Origin of the sequence: Terrisporobacter mayombei (assembly GCF_020748465.1) — a bacterium.
Taxonomy (GTDB): Bacteria; Bacillota; Clostridia; order Peptostreptococcales; family Peptostreptococcaceae; genus Terrisporobacter; species Terrisporobacter mayombei.
In genome coordinates, this window is record NZ_JAHZMP010000001.1 from 1,209,638 (window position 1) to 1,234,555 (window position 24,918).

Here is a 24,918-nt window from a genome sequence, read left to right on the forward strand (position 1 = left end):
ATTTTATCTATTTTATTTTAGACATATTTTCCTTTACTACACTACAAGAATCTTTAAACTCTTTTAACTCTTCTTCTGTTAAATTAAGTTCGTATTTATCTTCTACTCCATTTTTTCCTACAACTACTGGAATACTTATGTATAATCCTTCTTCTCCATATTCACCTTCTAGTAATGTTGATGCAGTTGTTACAAATTTTTCATCATGATAAATTCCTTTTATAAATCTAGCTGCTGTGGATGCTATACCAAACTCTGTGCATTTTTTACCTTCATAAGTAAACCATCCACCTTTTATTGTTCTATATGTTATATCTTTTTTATCTAAATTTCCGAAAGTTTCTGGTCTTTCTTTTTCCAATTCACTTAGAGGTTTTCCACCTAAATTTACAGCTGACCAAGGAATCATTTGAGAGTCTCCATGTTCTCCTAAAGAATACCCTATAATAGACTTATGATCTATTCCTGTAGACTGGGCCATTACATTTCTAAATCTAGAACTATCAAGACCAGTTCCTGTACCAAAAACTTGATTGTGAGGAAGTCCTGTAACCTTTTGTATATGATAAGCTATTATATCGCATGGATTTGTAATATTTATTATTATGCCGTTAAATCCAGCATCCATCACTTTTTTAATATATGAATCAACCATATCCACACTCTGTTGAAGTTCATCTAATCTATCTCTAGACTCTGAAATTTTTCCTACACTATTTACTATTATGTCACAGTCTCCTAAATCCTCATATTCTCCTGCAATTACATTTATTCTATGTGGTAGATATGTTGTAGCATCTAATAAATCATGTCTTTCACTAATGGCTTTTTGATTATTTATATCAACTAAAACAAGTTCATCTACTAGACCTTGAGTTACTAGTGAAAAAGCTACATGTGCTCCAACATGACCAACACCAATTATCCCAACTTTTCTTAATTTTATTTCCATTTATATTGTCCCCCTTTATAAAATGTAAATTTTTACAATATCTTAAATGTTTAAGTTAATGATATCACAGTTGTATACAGTATAGTTTTTGTTTTTTATTTTTGATCATTAAATTATTTAATACTTGCTGAAGATTTGTAACTCTTTGATAGGCGCTGTACACCTGGAACGGTTATTTTGCAACTTGCACTTGTTCCATTTGGCAAAGTAGCTTTAATTGTTGCTTCTCCTGTACCTACTGCTAACACCATTCCTTCTTTTGATATTTTCGCCACATTTTTATTGATCGAGGTCCATTTTATATTACTATTATTCAAATTAGCATAAACATAAGGCCAACCTTGATTTAAGTTTTTTACATAAAGTTTTTTGCTACTTCCTTTTTTAAGAGATAATTTTTTTTCATTTATAGATATCTTTGTATTATTTCTTAAAGTATTTATGGATTTAGTTACTTTTTTATTACTAGGTTTAGTTGGCGTAGTTGATTTTACATTTGTAAACACTTGTGTAAAATAAAGACTTCCATTATGTTTAAACACACCTATTCCTATAGATTTGAACTTTGAATTTAAAATGTTCTTTTTATGCCCTGATGACTTCATCCAGCTATTCATAACACTTTTTGCATCACTATAATTTGCTGCAATATTTTCTCCTGCAAAGTTATATCCTATTTTTGATAATTCTTCAATAGAAAAACAAGAAGCACCATTTGGTCTTGTGTGTGAATAATAAATACTAAGCTCTGCTGACCTTTTCATTGCACCTTTCATAAGAGTTTTATTCATTGTTAAAGGTGGTACTCCCGCAGCTTTTCTTTCTTTATTTACTATTTTTAAAATTTTATAAGCTTCATCATAAAGCTCTTGTCCGCTTACAGATAAACTCACAGTATTTTCAGCTGCTTGTACCATACTAACTTTTTGGAAATTACATATTATCAATGATAAAGATAATAAAACACATGCTATTTTGTTAATTAATTTATTTATAATAATCCCCCCCATTTTAGACTTATATTAATATAATAAACTATCTTACTTACAGAACTAAAGTAATTATAATAATTAAATTTCCAATTAAACGGTTATATGAGTAAATGCATTAAAAAAACTATTTTGAACTTTGCTCAAAGGCAAATCTATTCAAAATAGTTTTCATAAATATCAGTTTCTAAATCTATTAATTTTAAGTCATATTTTATTACAAAGCTTTAAAAGCCCATAAATTTTTAGCTTCTTTCAAAAATATGTTTATATCCCAAGTTTTTTTACTTTTCAATTTACTGTCTGGATCATTCACTATTATTTTATTGTTGCTATCCACTCCTGTTAATACAATATAATGTCCTGATGTTGTAAATTCTCCAGGCCCCATACTGACTATTATTGGTTGTCCTTTTCTTAAAGTTTGTAATATTGATTCTTCACTTAAAGATATTTCCCTACCTGCTATACCAAACTTTCGAGCACCCTGTGTCATCAGATCCCAACTTGTCCCTACTCCTTCTACTAAATATCCCTTGTCATTGCTATAATCAGCTACTACTTTAGGATTGATATTCGTATTTCCAGTAAGTCCTACAGCTACCATTGCTATAGATGTTGTTCCACATCCATTAATAGCTATAAAATCTGAACCATATTTCTCATAGCCCCATCTTTTGTCCCATTGAATAAATAGGGGTATTTCACCTTTTTTATAATCTTTTCTGACAGAAGCTTTTATTTTACTGTAACCTTTATAGTCAGTATAATCTGCAACAAAATTTAAAGCTTCTTCTTTTTTCGATGCTAATTCTAAAAGCTCTCTAGGATATGATTGTACATTTTCTAAAATCTTATATGCTTTTGGATTATTTTTACCATTTTCTAATATTAGTTTTAAAACATCATCATTAGACTGTTTTACTTTTTCTGATATTGCTTCCATATTTTTATTCATAGCAACTTGATCATAATCGCTACTATATGCTTTTATTGTTTTTCCAGCTATTTTAGATAATGCTATTACAAATACTATGGATAATAGAATTACAAATGCTGTTTTTTTCTTATGCATTCTTCCTCTCATAATAATCCTTACCTTACCTTTTCTTCTTTTCAAAAAAATATATTATTTGTTTCAAAGTTGTAAATTTTTTAAATATTGTTATATATTTAATGGATACCTACTCTGCTACGTAACTGCTATATACGATTAAAAAATCCTATAGGTAGATTTATTTAAATCTATTTACAGGATTTTTCAAATGAGTTTTATGATAAAGTTCTGAACTCATATCCATTATCTTTAAAGTATTTTATTACATCTGGTAAAGCTTTAGCTGTTTCTTCTTTTCCATAAGTATCATGCATTAAAAGAACTACCATTTCTTTTCCTTTTGAAGTTTTAATAGTATAATCAAGTAATTCTTGAGCATTTTTTCTTTTTCCTTCAGCGTCTGCACTTAGAGATGTCCAGTCAATAGATACCATATTATTTTCGTCTAAATACTTATCTAAAGGTTCCATACCCTTCCAAGACATATATCCTCCTGGGCATCTTATTACTCTTGTTGAGAAGTATTTACCTAAAATATCTTGTAATAACTTATCATTTTTATCAAAGTCTTCTTTAAATGCTTTCATATCTAAAGTTCTACCTGGGTATAACTTTTTAACATCATGAGTATATGAATGATTTGCTATGGCATGACCTTCATTAAATTCTCTCTTTACAAGATCTTTTGCCTCTTGTCCACCATTTTCTATGTTTTGTCCAGTTAAGAAGAATGTTGCTTTTACATCTTCTTTCTTTAAAGTATCTAATACTTTTGGTGTATTAGTTTTAGATGTACCATCATCAAAAGTTAAAAATACTATTTTTTTACCATCATTAGTATAATCATACTTACTTAATTTTTCTGCTACTTTCTTTGCATCGTAAGAGTATTTTTCACCTTCATGACTAACACCAACTACATACTTTTTCTTTTCTTCTTCTTCTTTTCTTTTTTCTTCTGCTATTCTTGCTTGTTCTGCTTTAATATGTCTTTGATTATCCACATATGCCAATGTCCTATTTAATACCCCAAATACAGTTAATCCTGCTACTAAGACTACCAGCGCCTTTTTCTTATTTATTCTTCTATTCCTCATAAATCTCAACTCCTACCTCTATTAGTTCTAAGCCATATTTTATCGCTTTTGATGTTTTCACGTAACAATTTGTCGACATATATAAGTATAAACCAGTTGTGTATTGTCATTCAATAGATTTTTTGTTACAAATCTGATATAAAAAATTTTATTTTTTTCTAAAACTTTTTAAAATGCCAGGTGTAGGAGTTATCCACAATTTATTAAGTTTTCTTAATAAATGCTCAAACAAAAAAAAGGGCATTTCTGCCCTTTAAAATATTTAACTTATATTAATTTCAATACTTCATTTACTTCATAAGTTGCTTAGTAACCTCTTTAGGAATAGTAAATTCTACTAAACCAGAAGCTCCTGGCGCAACTTCATATTTATCAAAACATATAACTATTTCATTCTTATCGTTTATATAAAAACCTTGATCTTTCTTGATTTTAGTAAAAATATCCATCTCATCATCAATCCAGTAAACGTCATTCGGATCCTTTTTAGTTCTTTCTCTCATCTGGCTTTTAATATTTTCGCTTATAACATTTACATAGTCGCTTCCTTTAAACATCCCTTCCAATGTTAAAACTGTTTGATTTTTCTTGTCTATATTGTAAAACTTTCTCGTTGTGCTAGATGAACCTTGAGCATAGTAATTATAAATTACCAATGATAAAACATTATCATTTTCATTTATTACTTCGTACCAAGACTTGGCATATTCTCTACCTTCCACACCTAACTCTTCTAGATCTTTTACGTCTTTTAAATAATCCTCATATAATTTTTTGCCTTCAGCTTCAAACTTTTTATTTAATTTATATTCTAAGTCCTTGTCTTTTAAACCTTCTATTTTTGGTACATCAATAGAAACATCATATCCATTTTTGTTTACTCTATAATTCTTGAAATTCATAACTTTTATTATATTTCCTATTACAGGTATATTTTCAAGAGTGTTTGCAAAAGCTGGACTTAAATTAACAGCACCAATTATTACACATATTGATGCAGCAACAGTAGACCATTTAGCTATTCTACTTTTTTTATTTCTATTTGTATTTAAAGCATCATTTACTACATCATTCAATTTATCTGGGATTTCTATATTGTTATAGTTTTGTTTTAAATCTTCTATTTTTTTATTTTTTTTCAAAACCTTCACTCCTCTTCATCAATGAGATCTATTTTCAATTTTGATAATCCGTTATAAAGTCTTGTTTTTATGGTGTTTTCATTTTCATTTAGTATCTGGGCTATATCTCCTATTTTCATATCTTCAAAATATCTTAGTACGATCACAATCCTATACTTTTCAGGTAATCTCTCCAAAGCCTCTTGTAAGTCTATATCTTCGTATGTATCATACCCTATTGCTTTTTCCTCTTGTAGATCATCACTTATTGCCACATACTTTTTATTTTTTCTAATATAATCTATTGCACAATTTGATACTATTTGATAAATCCAAGATTTAATGCTATCTATGTTTTTGAGAGTGTTTATATTAACTAATGATTTACAGACAGCATCATGCACTATATCCAGTGCATCATCTTTATTTTTTACATAGCTGTAAGCAAACCTATATAAAGATTCTTTATTTTCAACTATATATTTCTTTATTTGTTTTTCTTTTTTTCTTTCTACTAAGCTTAGTAATTTCATTTCATTTGTTCACCTCTCATATATTAGACGTTTTATATAATTTAAAAAGTTTTGAAAATTATCTACTTTATAATAATTTTTTTATTACTATACTCATTATCTCTTAATACAATAAAAAAGACCACCTCATTATTGAAGTAATCCTCTTTATTTTATACAGTCTTTAATTATTTACTATATTTCATATATTTAGGTATAGCACCTCTTACTCCACCTGTTGGGTCTATTACATCTCCATTAAATCTAGGCATTAAATGTATATGAACATGAAAGACTGTTTGACCGCCCGCTTCATTTACATTTACGCCCACATTATATCCATTTGGACTATATTTTTCATCTAAAAATTCTTTTCCCTGATCTACTAAATCGAAGATTGCTTCTCTTTCTTCTTTTGTAATGTCAAAGAAGTTTGCAACGTGACGCTTTGGTATTACTAGCATATGACCTGGCGTTGCCGGAAATTTATCAAAAATAGCATAAGCAAGGTCATTTTCCAATACATAATCTTTTATTTCACAAAATATACAGCTCATTTTACTTACTCCTTGCTCTTTATTATTTCTACCTTTTGCTTAACATCTTAATAAAAACAGCTATATAGATAGCTGTTTTTTTAATTTATTTCCTGTTACATTATTTATTTCTGAGTCTGGCACATTATTTCCACTATCTCCTCCATTGTCTCCATCTGGCGGAGGGTTAGGTGTTGGTGTTTCTTCTCCTCCAGTATTTGAGTTATCATCTCCTGGATTAGAAGGTTCTCCATTATTATCATCGGATGGTGGTTTTACTGTATTGTTATTATTACCATTGTTGTTACCATTATTATTTCCAGTATTATTATTATTATTGTTGTTGTGATTATTGTTGTTGTGATTATTGTTGTTGTGATTATTATTGTAATTATTATCTATATTATTGCTACTATTACTATTTTCATCTGAATAATAATCATTTTGATATGTATCTACATTGTTAGATTGAGTATCTTCTGCATCAGTTGCTTCAACTTCTGTATTTTCTTCTACTTCTACAGGTTCTTCTTCAACAGGCTCTTCTTTTACTACATTTGTAGTTTGTTCACTTCTACTACTTTCTTTATTATCCTTATTAAGTAGTTCAATACCTTTTACACCTATTGCTAAAACTAGAAAAATAGCTGCACAAGCACATACTTTCTTTATTAATCCTCTTTTCTTTGATGTAGAATCATGTTTTTCTAAATATTCTCCTTCTACACTTGAATCACTTTCATCTAATACTTTTTCAACGTCTATCGGTAGGCTCTCTAGACAAGCATTCACATCTAATAATAACTCATTTAAATTTTCATATATGTATTTTGACTTATCTGTAGTCGCACTATATATAATACTAAATACCTCTTCATTATCAATATTTTTCTTTAGTTTTCTTTTACTAAAATCAAAATCTCTAGTTATTAATGTGTATAAAATAATACCTATAGAATAAATGTCTTCTTCTTTTCCAGCCTCAAAATCCTCTTCATCGATAAGTTTTCCTGACTCATCGTATTTTTGCTCTAAATATGATAGTACATCAACTTTCACAACACCTTCTGAATTTATAAATATGTTTTCTGTATCTAGATTTTCATGACTTAATGATTTATGGTGAAACTCTTTTAAAGCTTCTGCCACTTGCTTAATTATATCTAGACTTTGTCTATAAGTATGTTTGCTAAATACTACTTTGTTCCATAAACTTCTGCTTTCAAAATACTCTGTTTCCACGTAGTAATAAATATAATTATTTTCTACAAAACTAGATATATCATTTAATCCTATCAGATTTTCATGTTTTAAATCTTTTAACATATTTATTTTTTCTGTTATATCTTTGATATATCTTTTATTATTGCTTTCTTTCCTTAGAACTTTTATACGTACTTTTTGCTGTGTTTCATTATTTATAGCCACATATACTTCAGCAGAATCATCTTTTTCTACTAGCTGGATATCGGTGTATTTATTCCTGAAATCTTCCATATATTATTCCTCCATAATTTAATTCCATTTTTACCCAATAACAATTAACTTAATTATACAAAATTTGTAAATAATTATCTATATTTGTAGCTGATTTTTTTATATTATTGTCACTTTTTAGAGTAATAAAAGAGTGTATTATTTTTTAATACACTCTTTACAGTCATAATTGATATTTATTTGTACTATAAATCTAATTTCTTTTCTATATTGTAATAAGAATTAGTAACCTTGGCGATTAGTCTATCACTATCATCCCATATATCTATGTCATAAACTAGAATCTTCTTTCCAAATTTGATTTCCTTGGCAATAGCTATTAGCTTTTTAGATTCTATAGCAGGATTTAAATAAGTAATATTACTTGAAGTAGTTGCTACGTAGTTACCTCTAGACCATGCAGCTGTTCCTCCCACTGTATCTGCCAAAGTAAAAATACATCCTCCATGAACAGATTTTCCAGGATTTAAGTGACTTTTATTTATATCAATTTCTCCCTTTGCATAACCTTTTGAGATTGATATTATTTTTATACCTATCTCCTTTGCAAATCCATCTAAACTATTTCTGTGTTCTATCATTTTTTTGTAATTTACTTTATCTATAATATCTAGTTTTTCCAATTTATTTTGCCCCCTTAATATGCTATTTTCAATAATTTTTATAAATATTTTACCATAGTATTATAATATCTCTCTTATTAAAAAATATAAATAGAAATTCTTATTTATATTTTGCTTTTCAAAATAAAAAAACAGCTATATTAATAGCTGTTTTTTACAATAACAATAATGTTATTTTTATACAATTCCAAAACCAGCTAATGCTATACAAATTAACATTACTGATATAAGTATTGTTGTAGTTTTTACTTTTTTACCAAGTAACCAATACATAACTCCGAATATTATGGCCGGAAGCATACATGGCATAATTTGATCTAAGTATGTTTGAATTGGCTCTGCCCACTTCCCACTACCAACATTTATACTAAGTTCTAGCATAACATTTGATGCTGTCATACCTCCAATAACCATAAGTCCTAGCATTGATGTAGCTTCCATTATTTGAGAAACTATGTTTGATCCACTTACATCTTTGAAGAACTGTGTTCCATATTTAAATCCTTTGTCTAAACAAATATAACGTATTATGAAGTGAGGTATGTTTATAATTAATAGGAATAATATTGGTCCCATTATGTTACCTTGTGATGCTAAGGCTATACCTACACCTGCAGCTATAAGTTTTAAAGTTCCCCAGAAGAATGAATCTCCTATTCCCGATACAGGTCCCATTAAACTTGATTTAACTGCATTTATACCATTTTCATCAAAGTTTTCATTCTTTGCATTTTCTTCTTCCATAGCTCCTGAAATACCTACTAATAAAGTACTTAGGTGGGGAGTAACTGACATAAATTCAAGATGTCTTTTTAATGCTTTAGATGTTTTTTCCTTGTCACCTTTGTATAGTCTACGAATAATTGGTGCCATTGTATATGCATATGCTAAGTTTTGCATACGTTCATAGTTCCATGATGAATCTACTGTTAAAGATCTTCTAAAACATTTCCAAAAATCTTTTCTAGTTATTTGACTTTCTGTTGAAATTGTCTCTGGCTTTTTAGAATTCGTTGTCATCTACTATTACCTCCTTATTCCCTGAATTATAGTTTACATATATTAAAGCTATTGCTAATCCAAATAAAGCAACTCCTGTTACTGTTATTTTTAAATATGCTACCATTATAAATCCTAATAAAAGAAAGGCTACCGTTTTTTTGTTTAACATCATTCTAGCTAACATGGCAAAACCTATAGCTGGTATTACTCCTGCAGCAACATCCATTCCATGTATAACAAATTCAGGAATATAAGAAAGTATTTTTTCTATTGCTGGAACTCCTAAAGAGAAACCAAAGCCTACTATTAATGCTAAAATTATTTTATTACCTATACCAAATATTATTTGCATACGTTCTACGCCTTCGATATCTCCTTCTTCAGCATAACGGTCTGCAATATGAGATCCCCATGTAAGAACTACTGTCATAAGGAAATTATCAATTAAAAGTACTAATGTTGCTATTGGTACTGCAAGTACTACTGCTGAAGATACTTCTTGTCCAGTTAATATTACAAATGCTGTTGCTATAATTGAACCAGAAACGAAATCTGGTGGATTACTTGCTCCAACTGGGAATGCTCCCATAAATACTAGCTCTAACGTAGACCCTATTACTATACCTGTATGCAAATCGCCTAATGCTAAACCAACAAGTGGTGCTACAACTATTGGTCTATTGTGCATAGTAGAACCTACGTAACTATGCATGTATGCAAAGAAAGCGATAAGAGTAATTAAAACAACTTGTGTTATTTGCATATCTATCTCCCCCTAATAAGTATTTATATTAATTTCATTACATCTGTGCTATCATCATCTGGAACTAATTGTACAAATACACTTCTTCCTTCTTCTGATAACTCTTTTATCATTTTTATATCATCTTGTGATACATTTACAGCTTTTGATATGTTCTTTCTATCATCTCCTGATTTTGTTCCTCCTAGATTTATTGCTGTTATAGTTGGAACTTTTTTAGCTAGACGATAAACATCTTCCACTGATTCACAAAGTATTAATAAATTGTATTTGTCTGTAACTCCTGAATTAAGAGCTTTTGCTGAATCTTCTATACTTTTCATTACTAACTTAACATTTGATGGCTTAGCCATTCTAAGTCCTGCCATTCTTAAATCATCTTTTAATAATCCATCACTTGCTATTAAGATACAATCTGTACTTAAAAATTTTGTCCAAGTAAATGCTACTTGTCCGTGTATAAGTCTGTGGTCAACCCTTACTAATTTAATCATTATAGTTCCTCCCTCATCTTTTTGATTTCATCCATAAATGTTTTAACATGATTTGCACTTACATCTCCAGTATCTTTAAATGTATCTTTAAAGTAACTTCCTACTATTGCAATATCACCTACTTCAAGCTGTTTTTTTGCATTTTCTAGAGTAACTCCAGCAGCAATTACTAATGGAAAATCTCCTAAGTTTTTTCTGAATAATTCTATTTTCTCCATAGAAGTTTCTTCTCCAGTAGCATTTTCTGTAACAGCAATAGCATCACATCTAGTCATACCTATTTGTAAATCTTCTTCTACAGTTTTTTCTGATAAAATAGGTTGATATTTGAAACGCACTCCACCTATTAAATAAGCTTTGCAGTTTCCTCTATATAATTTAAAGAATTCTTCTAAAGTAGCTTCATCTCTTGGTTTAACGTGACCTACTACTGAGTCTACTTGGATGTAACTTGCATTATATCTATTTGCTAATTCAAATCCCATGGCATCAACATTTAAACAGTTAACTCCATAAGGTATTGATAAATTTGATGTTGATACATACTCTAAAATTCTTTCTAAGTCATAGTAATTACCGTAGTAATTTTCTAACATTATTCCGTCTACACCGTTTTCCTCAAATATACGAATTTCTTCTTTAGCTCTTTCAAATATCTCTTCTGAAGTATCTCCTTTTAAATGAACCATAGCTATAATTGGCTTCTTATTTTTAAAAACTGATAAAATCCCCTTTGTCTCTCCCATTTAAAACACCTCTTCTTCTTCATTAATCTCAATTGTCACATTTGTAACCCCAGCTTTTGATTCTTCTACTAATTGTTTTACATCTTCATCACTTAGTGAATCTGAGAATCTTGTAAGTAATTCTAATAACATATTTAAATTCATCCCAGAGAAAAGCTTAACATTTGGGTAAATTGTTAATCTTAACATTGCAGTACAAACACTTGCGCCATATAAGTCTGATAAAATCACATATTCTGTTTCTTTGTCATTCGCAACTATATCTTCAATACTTTTTACATATTCTGCAGCGTTTTCTCCAGGATATAAACTATATGAAGTGACGCAACTTGCTAAATCACCTACTATCATTTTTGCTGAATCTAATAGACCTTTTGAAAAATCTCCATGAGATGCTAATAAAATTTTCCTCATTTTTGTTCCCCTCTCGTTGTAAAATTATATATTTGCTGAAACTGCATATTTATATTTATCACTTCTAATGTATTGCTCATTATAATAAAGTACTTCATCATTTTCTGCATATACTAACTGACGTACTTTTAATAAAGGCATATTTGTAGCACATTTTAGAAGATCTGAGTATTCCTTGTTTGAGTACTTAACTTCAAACACATCCTCCACACGCTTAGGTTGAGTACTGATATTTTTTGATATAGTTTCCATTAAAGATGCATCTTCTAAGTCTTCTTTAAGTAAAAACATATACTCCATTCTAAAATAGTCAATTTCAAATATGACAGGCACATCATCTATTAATCTAAGTCTTTTTATGCAGATTACTTTATCATCTTGTTCTATATTTAAAGCTTCACTTGCAGCTTTGTTTGCTTTTTCTATTGAAGTTGTAATAATTCTTGTACTAGGTTTTGCATTTATACGATGGCATGAATTTGTGAAACTATTGCCTGCGCATAAAGCCTCTACTCTTGCTGGAATTGTTACATACGTTCCTTTACCACGCTTTTTGCATAAAATTTCTTCTTCCACAAGCTGCTTAAGAGCATTTCTTACAGTTATACGACTTACATTAAACTCTTTACATAAGTCACCTTCTGATGGAAGCTTGTCCCCCGGTTTGTATATACCAACTGTAATTTGCTTTCTTATATTGTCATAAAGCTGCTGATATAAAGGAATAAATGAATTAACTTCTAAGTCTTTTTCATGTTTTTGTTTTTCTTCATTCATTGGCAACACCTCCTTATTTTTATAACATTATATAACAAGTTTCTTATTACATGTTATAACAAGTTGAAAACGTTGTCAATTTAATGTTTTTATTATATATATAATATTTTTAATATAAAAAGTGAACTGTTATATTAAAAGGACTTCTGGACTTAAAATGTATTGAGATGAGAGTAAAATAAGTTTAAACAAAGAAAAAGGAGCACCCCTTTAGATGATTTTTAATCACTTTGAAGCACTCCTTATTAATATTCAAATTATAATTAATTGTCACTTTCTATTAAACTTTTCATGGTGTTCTTATTCGTAGGTTTCAGAAAACTACACAGCCAATGTTAGCGTTTCTGCACATCTCATAAATATTTTTATGTTCTTTTTCGTTAAAAACCTCATGATATTTGTTTACTCAAATGGATATTCTTGAGCTAACATCATAATTCATTTTCATAACACAACTGTCCGCAAGCAGCGCTAATTTCAGAACCAAATTGTGTTCTAACAGTTGCGCTAATACCAGCTTTCTTTAGTGTACTGCAAAATTGCTTGATAGCACTTGAAGGCTGAAATTTAAAAGTTGTTTTGTCTGTAGAATTGTAAGGTATCAAGTCAATGTGATATAAATGCTCCCATGAACCGCGATTTTTCAATAAACCTATAACTGCCTCTGCATGTTCTTTCGAATCATTAATTCCTTCAAGCATAATATAAGCAATAAACACTCGTCGTCCCGTATGAATGATATGTTCATCTAATGTCTTCATTACCTCATTCAATGGAAATCTTTTATTTATAGGCATTAAATCGCTTCGTTGACTTTCAAATGGTGAATGAAGTGAAAAAGCCAGATTCACTTGTGGAAATTCTTTGGTCAATCTTTGAATTCCTGGTATAATTCCAATTGTTGAAATAGTAATTCTTCGTTGACTTAACCCAAATAAATTTTGATCAGTTAAAATTTTTACTGCGTCAAATAACTCCGGATTTGCAAAAGCCTCACCCATTCCCATAAATGAAATACTATTCAATCTATGGTCATTAAAATAGAAATAAAGCAATTGGTCAGTTATCTCATCAGCAGTAAGATTGCGCTTAAATCCAGCACTTCCCGTTGCGCAAAAACGACATCCAAAACCACAACCACATTGGGAGGAAATACAAAACGATTCCCACCCCTGTTTATACTTTAGTCCAACAGCTTCTATTCTTTCTCCATCAGTCAATTCGAATAACAATTTTTGAGCTTGTTTAGAATCTTGTGAAAAAACAGGTATTACACTAGATACATTATTTCCAAACTCATTTACTAAAGCTATCCTTAACGCTTTTGGTAGTATATGCATATCATCAAAATTATCTATTCTTTGATGAAAAATAGCTTCTGTAAGCTGATCGTATCTATAATCAGGTAATTTTAAATTTGATACTATTTGTTTTATTCTTCCATACTTCGTTTTTGTCTGTTTCATGTAGGCTTCCTCCTCACTATTAATAGTTAAGAAGCAAAGCCAGTATAATTAGCGACTTATACTACTCCATGCAAGCGCCGCCCAAAACATCTGGCTTTGCATGGAGCCTGTTGTGTGTTACTTTTATATTCTCATTAAACATATTAATTACCACTTCTACCCTTATAATTTTATTATTTTTGTTGCAACACTTTCACAAAATGCGCTATCATGCTCAACAAACAAGATTGTAACCCCATGTTCAATTAGCAATTTTTCAATCTGCATACGAGATATGACATCAATAAAATTCAATGGTTCATCCCAAATATACAAATGTGCCTGTTCACACAAACTTGCGGCAAGCAATACCTTTTTCTTCTGTCCTCCACTAAAATCTTCGATATTCTTTTCAAACTGTCCTCTTGAAAAATCAAGTTTTCTAAGCATCGATTTAAATAAGCTCTCGTCAATACAGTGTTTACCTGCATACTCAGATAAGTTACCATATAAATCTGAAGTATCTTGTGAAACATATGAAATTATTAACTTATTATTCTTTCTTACAATTCCACTATGGGGGATGTCTTCTCCATAAATTAATTTCAATATACTTGATTTTCCGCTGCCATTCTTTCCTTGGATAGCAATTTTTTCACCTTGCTCTATAGCGAAGCTTACTCCTTCACAGACAATTCTATCATCATATTCAATTGTAACATCTGTAAGTTCTACAAGCTTTTTATCATGAAAAGTAAGCGGTACTATTTTTAAACTTTCATTAGATTCAATATTTTTAAGAAGCTTTGATTTTTCCTCAATCATGTTTTGTTGTCTAGCATCTATATTTTTAGCACGCTTCATCATTTTTGCAGCTTTATGTCCAACATATCCTTTATCTAATTTGCTCCCAGAATTAGTAGTTCCATACTTGCTGCTTTCAACACTATCTGACCACGTAGATGTACGTTTTGCCGAGCTGGAAAGTCTGTTAATATCCTTTTTCAATTTTTCGTTTTCTGCTAGCTCAAAACCATCTTGTAATTCTTTGTTTCTCCACCATGAAGAAAAATTTCCTTTTTGTATTTCAATATTAGTTTTATTAATAGACAAGATATGGTCAACACAATTATCCAAAAAAGACCTATCATGTGAAATCAGAATAAATCCTTTCTTTTTTTTCAAGTAATTACTTAGTTTTTGCCTAGCTTCAGCATCCAAATGATTGGTAGGCTCATCAATAAGTAAGAAAGAGCTCTCCTTCAAAAACATAGCAGCCAACAATGCTTTGGTCTGCTCTCCTTTAGAAATTGTATAAAACTGTCTATATAAAGCATCGTAGTCCATATCTAACAAAGATAATTCTTTTGCTATTTCCCAATCCATTGAATTTGGACTAATCTCCCTTATGACATCTATGGTTAAATTGCTTTGCTCCTGAACCTCATAAGGAAAATATTCAAAAGTCACATCAGCTGAAATGTTTCCATTATATTCGTATTTCCCAAGCAAAAGATTTAGAAAAGTAGTCTTTCCTCTTCCGTTTCTTCCAGTAAAGCCTAATTTCCAATCAGTATCAATTTGAAAACTTACATTTTCAAAAATATTATCATAGCTACCTTCATAAGCAAAGGTTAGGTTTGTAACATTTATTAAAGACATATTTTTGTCCTCCTCTGTATTTAATAGTATAAATAACAAAGTCGGAACAATAGGCGACCTTGTTATTACTCCATATAAGTGTCACCTGCAGTATCCGACTCTATATGGAGATTATCATGTGTTAGCAAAGTGTCTTTATTTATCATAATATTATTTATCCTCCTTATTCGAATTATTTATAAAAAAGTAAGAGCCTCAAGAATTAATTATTCTTACGGCTCTTAGATATACGTAGTTAAGCTAATCATTATAGCATAACACAAGTGTATATATTAAGAGAAAAAAGAATAACTTTCTTGCATAAGTACAACAAAACAAACAGAACACACCTGTTTATTTTTGTATTATATGTACTTTAAAAATTAGCAAGAAAAATTAATCATTTTTTCACCTCAAATTTCAAATTTTTTATCATTGTACTATTATACGTCCAAAAAGTCAATAAATAGTGAATCAAGAATAAACTTTTCGTAAATCTTCCTTGGCTTAAGTGTTCTATGCTGTATTAGATAACATACTTAAATAAATGGGCAGTATTATATGTTAACTTATAAATTTAAATCCCCTCAATATGATTTATAACATCATATTGAGGGGATTTATATCTGAACTAGAAATAAATTATTATTTTGTTCTTAAATTTTCATTTTCTACTTTATCTACATTATAGTTAGCTAATAATGCTTTTGCTGCTGTTCTATCAGATTGAGATTGCATTTCAATTACAGAGTTTACTACTACATCTACAGAGTTATATAACCACTTAGGATTTATAGTTTCTATCTTATCACCTTTAGTATGATAATATTGATCAAGTGTACCATCTTGATCTAATGTATATCCTATAAACGTAGATGGTATACCTACTGATTCAAATGGTGCATGATCACTAGATGTACTATGTAAATCTTTAGTTGCAGACATATTTAAATGACCTAGTTGGCTAGCTATTTTCTTAGTCAAATCAGTAACTTCATGGCTTGAGTTTTTATCAGAATTCCACATTACCATATTATTACCAACACCAACCATATCTAAATTGATCATAGATTTCACCTTATTTACTCTTCCTGAATCTTGTAAACTCTTAACATATTCTTTTGCTCCTACAAGACCTATTTCTTCTGCACCAAAGTTAACAAACTCTATATTGTATTTCAATTGGCTAGCTATTTCTGGTCTAGACAATACTCTTGCAGCTTCTATTATTGAAACTGTTCCTGAACCATTATCATTTGCACCAGGAGTTTGTACACAATCCATATGAGCGCCTATTACTATTGTTTGTGCAGTTCTTGGATTTTTAGCTGCTGGTATAGAAGCAATTACATTGTAAGAATAACTATCAGTTTCTACTGATGTTTTTACTTCCATAGAAACTTCTAACTTTTCTCCATTTGCTAATTTAGATGCTAATGCCTCTCCATCTGCTAAAGTCATTGAAGTTGATGGAATTCTCTTTGAGCTATATTCACCTAAAGTACCATTTAAATCTCCACTAGCATTATTATAAATAATAACACCCGCTGCCCCTTTAGCTCCTGCATTATCTACTTTTTCAGCGAAAGATAAATCTCCTCTTTTAATAAGAGCTATTTTACCTTTTACATTATTTATTTCATCTGGTTTTCCTAGACCACAATTTACTAATTCACCTTTAAGTACACCAGTTGTTGCATTAGAGTATGTAAGTGTTTTTGAACTTATTTCTTTATTTCCAACTTTTACAGTTGAACCTTCAGACATAAATCCATCTATTCCATTTATTAGTTGTTTTCTAGGTTTAAGTCCCATAGCTTTATATTGTTCTACTATATAATTAGCTGCATCATGTTCTCCTTCAAATCCAGTTACTCTTGCATTATCTTTCCCTGCGAATACTTCTAAATCTTTCATCATATTATCTACGCTTATTAAATTCTCATGATCTGTATCAACAGTTTCATATATAGCTGAACCTATTAATTTTATAGTTCTTTCTAGTCTTTCTTGACTAGCATGCTCTGTATGATCAGTTGGTTTATGATAGTATGGCTCTAAAGCAGATCTTGGGTCATATAGCTTTTCTGGATCACCGTTTATAAATAATGCTGATGGTATACCTACACTATCAAAAGATACGTGATCTGAAGATCCCATTGCAACTAAACTTCCATCTTTTTTAACTTCATGCTTTCCATCATAACTTGTAAAGCTTGTACTATTACTTTCTAATCTTTTCCCTGCTTCTTTAACTGCGTCTGTAACTACGTTTTCAACACCTTTGTTTGTATATACTGCTAATTCTGAGCAATCCTTATAATTAGTAGCAACCATGTCCAAGTTAAAGTTTCCTATACTTCTATCTAATTCGTCTTTAGTTAAAGTTTTTACATAAGCTGCAGAACCTCTTAGACCAACTTCTTCTGCTCCACAAGCTATAAATCTTATTTCTCTATCTGTATCTAAGTCTTTTATAGCATTTGCAATTTCAATCATTGCAGCCACACCTGAAGCATTATCATTTGCACCAGGAGCTTTCGCTACACTATCAAGGTGAGCACTTATATATACTATTTCATCAGTATTCGCACTATCTTTTCCTCTTGCGTCTTGTTTAGCAACTACATTCCAAGAAGTTGTAGATGGTGATTTGCCTACCTCTAAAGATAGAGTTACTGATTCGCCTTTGTCTAATTTTTCAAGTATAGATAAACCAGCTTGTCTTTCTATTCCTACTGCTGGTACAGATACATCTCCTACTGATCCTGTAGAAATTCCACTAGTATTATTGTACATTACTACTGCTATAGCTCCTGCATTAGCTGCATTTGTAACCTTATCTACAAAAGTTACAGTTCCTCTTTCAACAAATGCTATTTTTCCTTTAACATCAACCTTTGCAAAATCTTCTTCACTTCCTAGGTTACAATTTACTATTTCACTACTTATCTTTCCATTTGTAACTTTGGAACCTGTAAATGATTCTGAATTTATAACTTCTTGTCCTAATTTTAAAGAAGAAGTTCCTTTTCCTGTAGCATAGCTAAATTCTTGAATTTCTGAATCATAACCTAATTTGTCAAATTGTTTTTTGATATATTGTGCAGCTTGGTACTCCTCGTTTGTACCTACAATTCTTGGCCCTATAGTGTCTGACAAGTATCTTATGTGGTTAAAAGCCCTACTTCCATCAACTGAATTTAAAAACTTATTTTGCTCAGAACATATAACCCCACTCAAATTCTTTTTGTCTGTTTGTGCATTAGATATACCCGAGGATGCAGCAATCAGCATCAATACCATAGATGTAGATAATATTTTATTGCTTAGTTTAAACAATATAATTCCCCCTTTTATATATTTTTTAAATATATAAAAAAATAAAAACACTTATCCAGCATATTTGCCTTTAATTATTTTCTACATCATTATCTATTTTTTCTATATTATTTTCTTCATTAAGTACCCTAACATTTTCTTTATTTACATATTTATCACTTTCATTATTACTTTCAACTTTGCTATTAAGCTCTGCTTCTAATTCTTTTATATATTTTTCTTTCTCACCTAAAGATTTTTCTAAATCTTTTATTTTACTGTTTGAATCATTGTATAATTCATTATATTTACCTAATAATTCATCTCTATTTTCTTTTAAATCCTCATATTTTTCTATAATAGTATCCAAAGTGTTATGAATATCACTTATATTATCAAACCTAAAAGTCTCATAAGTGTAAAATACGCCTCCCATAGATATAGTTCCTGCTACTAAACCAGCTATGATTTTTTCTTTTATCATCACTAATCCCCCTTATTATCTTTATAGATTTGATACTAAGTCCGTAATATTAATTAATCTAAAGTTGGTAAACTATCTACATCAACTAATTCATCTTGGATATCTTCAAGTCTTTGTTCTGTATATTTTTTTAATTTTCCTACTGCATCATTAGCTTTTATAACTTCCCCATTAGCTTCTTTTAAAGCTGTTTCTGTATCACTTAAATTTTTATTACTATCAGCCAATTGACCTTTTAAGCCTGATATTTCTTCTTTTAATTTTGTTAACTGCTCATGTTTTATTTCTAACATTTCATCATATTTTACTAATTCAGCATCTAACCAAGCAATTTCTGACTCTGCATCTGCTAATGCTTCCTTTAACTCAGCTATTTGTGCTTTTAATGCTTCATTTTCTTTCTTCATCTGCCCAATAGTTGTATTTTCTAACTTTTCTATTTCTGCTTTTAATTTTGCTTTTTCAGCTTCTAAAGCTGCCTTTTGTCCTTCTAATTCAGTTTTCTTCTTTTCAAAATTTGATATTTCTTCTTTAGCCTTCTTGTATAAATCATTATATTTTTGTAATAATTTACTTTCGTTGTCCTTATAAGTTGTCTCCATTGCTGATACATTAGATTTAACATCTTCTACTGCTTGTCCATCAAACTTTTTTACCCCTATAACTATGCTTCCTGCTAAAGCCGTCACTAACAATCCTGTTGCTATTTTTGACATTGCCATTTTAAATTCCCCCTTATACCCTCTTATATTTTTTAATACATATTTTTTTATATTTTAAAAATAGAATATAATATGTATTAAACTCTTAGTTAAGATTATATTGTATGAATATTCAGAAATCAATAAGATTTCTTACTTTTTTTATTTAATTACAAATACTTAAGTTTACATTACAAAAGCACACATTTTTTGATATATTTTTTATAATTTAATTCAACAGTATTATTTTGTTATGGCAAAAATTAATGAATAAAGTATATTATATCCCACCATTTCTACATAAAGATTGATTAATTATTTTAAAGTATATTAGTTAAATTAGTCGCTTATGCATTAAAATTTGAAAAAATAAGAGCCATACCAAAATGGATGACTCTTATTTTACAATAATTTATTCTATACTCTATTTGATTTTAAAACGCGTATCTTCCTTAAACTTTTTACGTCCTGGGTTTCCTTCTACTCTCCAAATTTTCTTGTTTTTCAAATCATAAACTACAGACCAAACAGTATCTGCATTAGTTTTTCTATTGTATTGACACATAAATCCGTACTTACCGGATAATATATCCATAGCAAAATCTACAGAATATTTATGACCATTCTCTGTTAAAGCATATCTAGCAGTTTCGTATCTATCCTTAGATCGCCAATCATCTATTGGTGGGTTTTTGTACTCACTCATTTCTGGACTATTAAAGTTATTTACTGCTGATACAAAATTCTCTTTTTCTTTTGGTGTAATTACTACTACATTCTCTGGATTGCATTCCACCACAACTATATGGCCACCTTTGTCTGCAATTGTAATAGTCTGAGCAGATGCTAGTGGAAAGTTGTGAATTGCCTCAATTGCTTCAGCTGTAGTTTTGCATTTTTCAAGAAGATATCTTACAAGAACTCCTGCATTAAAACCTGGCTTTCTTATTTTAGGATATACAAAAGTTAAACCTACTGCCAATCCTTCTTCATTAACACCATCTTCCATTTGAACAAAAGCTGTAGTATTTCCATTGAAAGCATAGGAGTTGTCTAAATTGTAAAGACAGTTCATATATAGCTTTTCTAAACTTACTAAGAAGTCACTATTTCTTCCAAATAAAATTTCTTCTCCATTATTTATGGCAAAACAAGTACATTTATTGTCAAACTCAAAACAATACATGCTAAATAACATTCCACAAAGATATTCAAAAGAAACTTGGTTCCCCTTTGCAATTCCTCTGACCTCATCTACTATTTCTGGGTAAAGTTTTTCAAAGATTGCTTTGCACTCTTTTCCAAAGCTAATTTTCTCTTTATTTACATCAAATGTGGGGCAATAATCTAGTTTCTTTCCATTTTTATTGACTAGTGCTCCCCACTTATAACCTGCCTCATAATGTGTTCCTTTAAATCTTCCATGATACATATTTTCTTCTCCAATTCATATATAAAATTCACTTGCCTGAGCCAGTATGTTGACAAATCATTTTGCTATTGCTTCAGGCATCTACTTTATTTAAATTGGGCTCCGGAACCCTAATTTCATTGTATTTGAATAAAAATTTATAAGCAAGAACTATATAAATTTGATAATAACTCTCAAAATAATTAACTAAAAATATACTTCAAATTTATCTTATTTATGGTATCTTATTGTATGAGGTGATATTTTGAAAAAGACAATTAAAGTAGTTGCTGCCATAATAGAAAACGAAAATAATGAAATATTGTGTGCTCTTAGATCTCCAGATATGAGCATTCCCAACCAATGGGAGTTTCCTGGTGGAAAAGTTGAAGAAGGAGAAACTTTATTTGAAGCTATAGAAAGAGAAATTCAAGAAGAGTTAAGCTGCACAGTAAAAGCTGTTGATGAGTTTGACGAGAATACTCATGAATATGAAAAAGTTATAGTAAATCTTATAGGTATTAAGTGTAAATTAGTGGAAGGTACTCCTGTGGCTAGGGAGCATTCTAAACTGGTTTATCTGAAAAAAGAAAATCTAAATTCCTTAGTATGGGCTCCTGCTGATGTGCCTATTGTGGAAAATCTTATAAAAAAATAGAGGACAAACTGCCCTCTATTTTTTTATGTCTAAATCTTTAAAATATTCGTCAGATAATTATAAAAAAAATGTTTTTAAAATTGTGTCTATTCGTTCAAGAAAATACATTTTATGATATGTCCCTCTGATACAATTGTCTTTAGATAGTAGTAATAAATAAGTGCTACTAAATAATTATTAAGGGGAGATTGAGTTGAAAAAAACAAAAAGACTTGTTTCACTACTTGCTGCTTTTGCAATGTCAGTACCAATGATATCCTTTGCAGCACCAAATGAAAACGCATTAAAAGCTTTTGACCAAAAAATTATTACAAAGGTAGATTCTGACAAAGCACTAAAACATATTAAGTATTTAAGTGAATCTATTGGACCAAGAGTAGCTGGTACTAATGAGGAAAAAAAGGCATCAGACTACATTAAATCTCAGTTTGAAAGTTATGGATATGATGTGCAGGTTCAAAATTTTGGTATTAATAATGTAGTCTCGCAGCTAACAGTTGAAAACTTAAAAGATGTTTTATTCAGAGTAAATACAGCTACTGGTTCAGGATATACTGACAAAAATGGAATAAAAGGGCAAGTGGTTGATTGTGGTTTTGGAAGTGATGTATCAAACTTCCCAGCAAAAGTAAAGGGTAATGTAGCACTTATACAAAGAGGGGAAATTTCATTTGCAGAAAAAGCAAAGAACGCAGAAGAAGCAGGTGCAATAGCTGTTATAATGTATAATAATGTAAGCGGCAACGTAAACCCTACTTTAGGAGATTACAAATTAAATATACCTTACTTATCTATATCTTTAGAAGATGGTCAAAAAATAAAAGATGAGATGACAAAAAACAGTGTTAATGTTTCTATAAAATCAAATCTTTTAACAAGTTCACAAAATATAATTGCAACTAGAACACCTAAAAAGGTTAAAAACCCTGAAATAGTTTATGTTACAGCTCATTATGATAGTGTACCTTATGCTCCAGGTGCTAACGATAACGCATCAGGCACATCTATGTTATTAGAATTGGCTAAAATATTAAAATCTTATCCTATAGATAAAGAAATAAGATTTATTGCTTGTGGTGCTGAAGAAATAGGCTTAAATGGATCTAAATATTATGTTTCTCAATTAACTAAGGATGAATTAGATAGAAGTTGTGCAAATTTCAACATGGATATGATCGCAACTAGTGCTGAATCTTGTGATATATTATATGCAGACACTATAGATGGTAAAGAAAATTTAGTTACTGAATCAATGGCAGCATCTGGATACAGATTAGGTAATCAAGTTTTATCCATTGGCAAGGGTTCATCTTCTGACCATGCTCCATTTGGTGAAGCTGGAATACCATCAGCTTGCTTTATATGGGGAGATAAAGATGGTAATTTAGAAAAGTACTATCATACTCCACAGGATACTATAGAAATTAATCTAAGTACAGATAAACTTCAACAAGTAGGAGAATTGGTAGGAGCAGCTCTTTATGATGTAGTAAGAAAAGACACTCCTAATATAGAAAGAAGTGCTGTAAGAAATCCTAAACCAGTAGTAAAAAAATACGATTTAAATATAGCGAAATAGATAATTCCATATAAAGTAAATATAAGCAAAAATCAACTATTTTCAACTATGCTTATTAGGGAATATGTGAGTTGAAATCTTATAAAGTCAAAGCATTAGAATAACTTAACTTATTTTCAATAAAACGCTTTACAATTATATGGAAATGTTTTACTATTTAATTATAAATGATAATTATATTATGAAAATATAGAAAAGTCAGAAGGCTTATACCTTCTGACTTTTTTGTTTTTTAACCCTTATAAGAAGTTAGCTTTATTTATCATAAGATTTATGATTTACATAATATTCTACTTTCCCCGAGTATGAATTATGTTATTAAAAGGTGGCGTTGCCATCTTTTTTTATTGTAGACTTTCAGATATTAGCTATATTAACATCACCGTATTACTTAATCTAATGTACGATCTAAGGTATATCATTGCATTGGATTCCCTAATTGTTATTAGGTTTTCTTATCATACAATATTGTGTTAACTTTTCATATTGTTGTTCTTTTACTACTTCAAAACCAAAATGTTTATATATATGAACATTAGTAGTATTTTGTGTTTCCAAGGTTACGACTATATTTTCTTTGTCTGCCTCTTCAAAAACACTTTTTATTATTTTCTTAGCTAGTCCTTTATTTCTGTGTTTTTCGTCCACAACTATTAGGTCTATGTGTATAAATTCGCCTTTTACAAATTCCTCTATCCATGCTGATGAATTGTTGTGTATGGCTTTTCCAAATCTTATAAATTCTTTTATTGATATATGCTTCGCCATTGATATAAGTTTTGTTGAATATTTTATTAAGTTATATAGTTGGGTTGATTTTTTTATATTATGCTTATTGTAGAATATGTATCCTATGGCCTGGGCATCTTTTGATGGTGATACTATGGTTCCTGTTGGGTACATATTTGTGTAGCAATAAAAAAATTCTTCCAGTGCTTTTAATCTTGTTTTGTCATTTGGCAGTATGTAAGTGTATAGTGTGTCATCATAAAATTCTTTTGCTAGTATTTTTGATATCTCTCTTCTTGATATACTCAAATCTTTTTCTGTATATAAAATAGTTCCAACTCCTTATTGTGTTTTTGTTCTTTGTAATTT

The 24,918-nt window shown here is 29.7% G+C and carries 24 protein-coding genes; 2 read left to right on the top strand and 22 right to left on the bottom strand.

Annotation, left to right across the window (positions count from 1 at the left end):
* Window positions 1-7: 7 nt before the first annotated feature.
* The 21 genes from K0039_RS05815 to K0039_RS05915 all read right to left on the bottom strand — a co-directional run bounded on the left by K0039_RS05815 (window position 8) and on the right by K0039_RS05915 (window position 21,604).
* Entirely contained in the window at window positions 8-952 is a 945-nt protein-coding gene (locus tag K0039_RS05815) for an L-lactate dehydrogenase (protein ID WP_228104078.1), read from the bottom strand.
* A 113-nt stretch (window positions 953-1,065) separates the two neighbouring features.
* On the bottom strand, window positions 1,066-1,962 hold the full coding sequence (locus K0039_RS05820) for a CAP domain-containing protein (RefSeq protein ID WP_228104079.1): 897 nt from the start codon (window positions 1,960-1,962) through the stop codon (window positions 1,066-1,068).
* Window positions 1,963-2,158: 196 nt separating this feature from the next.
* Window positions 2,159-3,016, bottom strand: a complete 858-nt coding sequence (locus K0039_RS05825) for a C39 family peptidase (RefSeq protein ID WP_228104080.1) — start codon at window positions 3,014-3,016, stop codon at window positions 2,159-2,161.
* 197 nt (window positions 3,017-3,213) lie between these two features.
* The gene (locus K0039_RS05830) at window positions 3,214-4,095 is read right to left on the bottom strand and encodes a polysaccharide deacetylase family protein (protein WP_228104081.1); all 882 of its coding nucleotides are present in this window, start codon (window positions 4,093-4,095) and stop codon (window positions 3,214-3,216) included.
* Between the two features lie 290 nt (window positions 4,096-4,385).
* Window positions 4,386-5,237: an anti-sigma-V factor RsiV gene (gene rsiV / locus K0039_RS05835; protein WP_228104082.1), complete on the bottom strand. Its 852-nt coding sequence runs from the start codon at window positions 5,235-5,237 to the stop codon at window positions 4,386-4,388.
* Between the two features lie 5 nt (window positions 5,238-5,242).
* Complete coding sequence (sigV, locus tag K0039_RS05840) at window positions 5,243-5,749, bottom strand: RNA polymerase sigma factor SigV (protein WP_228104083.1); 507 nt, start codon at window positions 5,747-5,749, stop codon at window positions 5,243-5,245.
* A gap of 167 nt (window positions 5,750-5,916) precedes the next feature.
* Entirely contained in the window at window positions 5,917-6,285 is a 369-nt protein-coding gene (locus K0039_RS05845; protein ID WP_228104084.1) for an HIT family protein, read from the bottom strand.
* Window positions 6,286-6,345: 60 nt separating this feature from the next.
* Window positions 6,346-7,761 (bottom strand): protein kinase domain-containing protein, encoded by a 1,416-nt coding sequence (locus K0039_RS05850; RefSeq protein WP_228104085.1) that lies wholly within the window; start codon window positions 7,759-7,761, stop codon window positions 6,346-6,348.
* Between the two features lie 185 nt (window positions 7,762-7,946).
* A complete protein-coding gene (locus K0039_RS05855; RefSeq protein WP_228104086.1) occupies window positions 7,947-8,384 on the bottom strand; it encodes a PaaI family thioesterase in 438 nt (145 codons plus the stop codon).
* A 177-nt stretch (window positions 8,385-8,561) separates the two neighbouring features.
* Window positions 8,562-9,404 carry a PTS system mannose/fructose/sorbose family transporter subunit IID gene (locus K0039_RS05860; RefSeq protein ID WP_228104087.1) on the bottom strand — a complete coding sequence of 281 codons (843 nt, stop codon included), beginning with the start codon at window positions 9,402-9,404 and terminating at the stop codon, window positions 8,562-8,564.
* Window positions 9,388-10,149 (bottom strand): PTS mannose/fructose/sorbose/N-acetylgalactosamine transporter subunit IIC, encoded by a 762-nt coding sequence (locus K0039_RS05865; protein WP_228104088.1) that lies wholly within the window; start codon window positions 10,147-10,149, stop codon window positions 9,388-9,390. The genes K0039_RS05860 and K0039_RS05865 overlap by 17 nt, the downstream gene beginning before the upstream one ends.
* Before the next feature lie 23 nt (window positions 10,150-10,172).
* Window positions 10,173-10,643, bottom strand: a complete 471-nt coding sequence (locus tag K0039_RS05870) for a PTS sugar transporter subunit IIB (protein ID WP_228104089.1) — start codon at window positions 10,641-10,643, stop codon at window positions 10,173-10,175.
* Window positions 10,643-11,389, bottom strand: a complete 747-nt coding sequence (locus K0039_RS05875; protein ID WP_228104090.1) for a BtpA/SgcQ family protein — start codon at window positions 11,387-11,389, stop codon at window positions 10,643-10,645. Before K0039_RS05875 ends, K0039_RS05870 begins: the two co-directional genes overlap by 1 nt.
* Entirely contained in the window at window positions 11,390-11,803 is a 414-nt protein-coding gene (locus tag K0039_RS05880; RefSeq protein ID WP_228104091.1) for a PTS sugar transporter subunit IIA, read from the bottom strand.
* A gap of 24 nt (window positions 11,804-11,827) precedes the next feature.
* Window positions 11,828-12,580: a GntR family transcriptional regulator gene (locus K0039_RS05885; protein WP_228104092.1), complete on the bottom strand. Its 753-nt coding sequence runs from the start codon at window positions 12,578-12,580 to the stop codon at window positions 11,828-11,830.
* Window positions 12,581-13,011: 431 nt separating this feature from the next.
* On the bottom strand, window positions 13,012-14,046 hold the full coding sequence (locus tag K0039_RS05890) for a Cfr family 23S rRNA (adenine(2503)-C(8))-methyltransferase (protein WP_228104093.1): 1,035 nt from the start codon (window positions 14,044-14,046) through the stop codon (window positions 13,012-13,014).
* A 162-nt stretch (window positions 14,047-14,208) separates the two neighbouring features.
* Complete coding sequence (locus tag K0039_RS05895; protein ID WP_228104094.1) at window positions 14,209-15,687, bottom strand: Lsa family ABC-F type ribosomal protection protein; 1,479 nt, start codon at window positions 15,685-15,687, stop codon at window positions 14,209-14,211.
* 624 nt (window positions 15,688-16,311) lie between these two features.
* Complete coding sequence (locus K0039_RS05900) at window positions 16,312-19,008, bottom strand: M20/M25/M40 family metallo-hydrolase (protein WP_228104095.1); 2,697 nt, start codon at window positions 19,006-19,008, stop codon at window positions 16,312-16,314.
* Window positions 19,009-19,078: 70 nt separating this feature from the next.
* Window positions 19,079-19,471: a hypothetical protein gene (locus K0039_RS05905; RefSeq protein ID WP_228104096.1), complete on the bottom strand. Its 393-nt coding sequence runs from the start codon at window positions 19,469-19,471 to the stop codon at window positions 19,079-19,081.
* A gap of 53 nt (window positions 19,472-19,524) precedes the next feature.
* Entirely contained in the window at window positions 19,525-20,193 is a 669-nt protein-coding gene (locus K0039_RS05910) for a hypothetical protein (RefSeq protein WP_228104097.1), read from the bottom strand.
* A 403-nt stretch (window positions 20,194-20,596) separates the two neighbouring features.
* A complete protein-coding gene (locus K0039_RS05915) occupies window positions 20,597-21,604 on the bottom strand; it encodes a C45 family autoproteolytic acyltransferase/hydrolase (RefSeq protein ID WP_228104098.1) in 1,008 nt (335 codons plus the stop codon).
* A 244-nt stretch (window positions 21,605-21,848) separates the two neighbouring features.
* On the opposite strand from K0039_RS05915, the gene K0039_RS05920 reads away from it, so the two are divergent.
* Both K0039_RS05920 and K0039_RS05925 read left to right on the top strand, forming a co-directional pair.
* A complete protein-coding gene (locus tag K0039_RS05920) occupies window positions 21,849-22,241 on the top strand; it encodes a (deoxy)nucleoside triphosphate pyrophosphohydrolase (protein ID WP_228104099.1) in 393 nt (130 codons plus the stop codon).
* A 193-nt stretch (window positions 22,242-22,434) separates the two neighbouring features.
* Window positions 22,435-23,820 carry a M28 family peptidase gene (locus K0039_RS05925; protein ID WP_228104100.1) on the top strand — a complete coding sequence of 462 codons (1,386 nt, stop codon included), beginning with the start codon at window positions 22,435-22,437 and terminating at the stop codon, window positions 23,818-23,820.
* A 435-nt stretch (window positions 23,821-24,255) separates the two neighbouring features.
* Here the strand turns inward: K0039_RS05925 and K0039_RS05930 are convergent, their stop codons facing one another.
* Window positions 24,256-24,858, bottom strand: a complete 603-nt coding sequence (locus K0039_RS05930; protein ID WP_228104101.1) for a GNAT family N-acetyltransferase — start codon at window positions 24,856-24,858, stop codon at window positions 24,256-24,258.
* Window positions 24,859-24,918 lie beyond the last annotated feature (60 nt).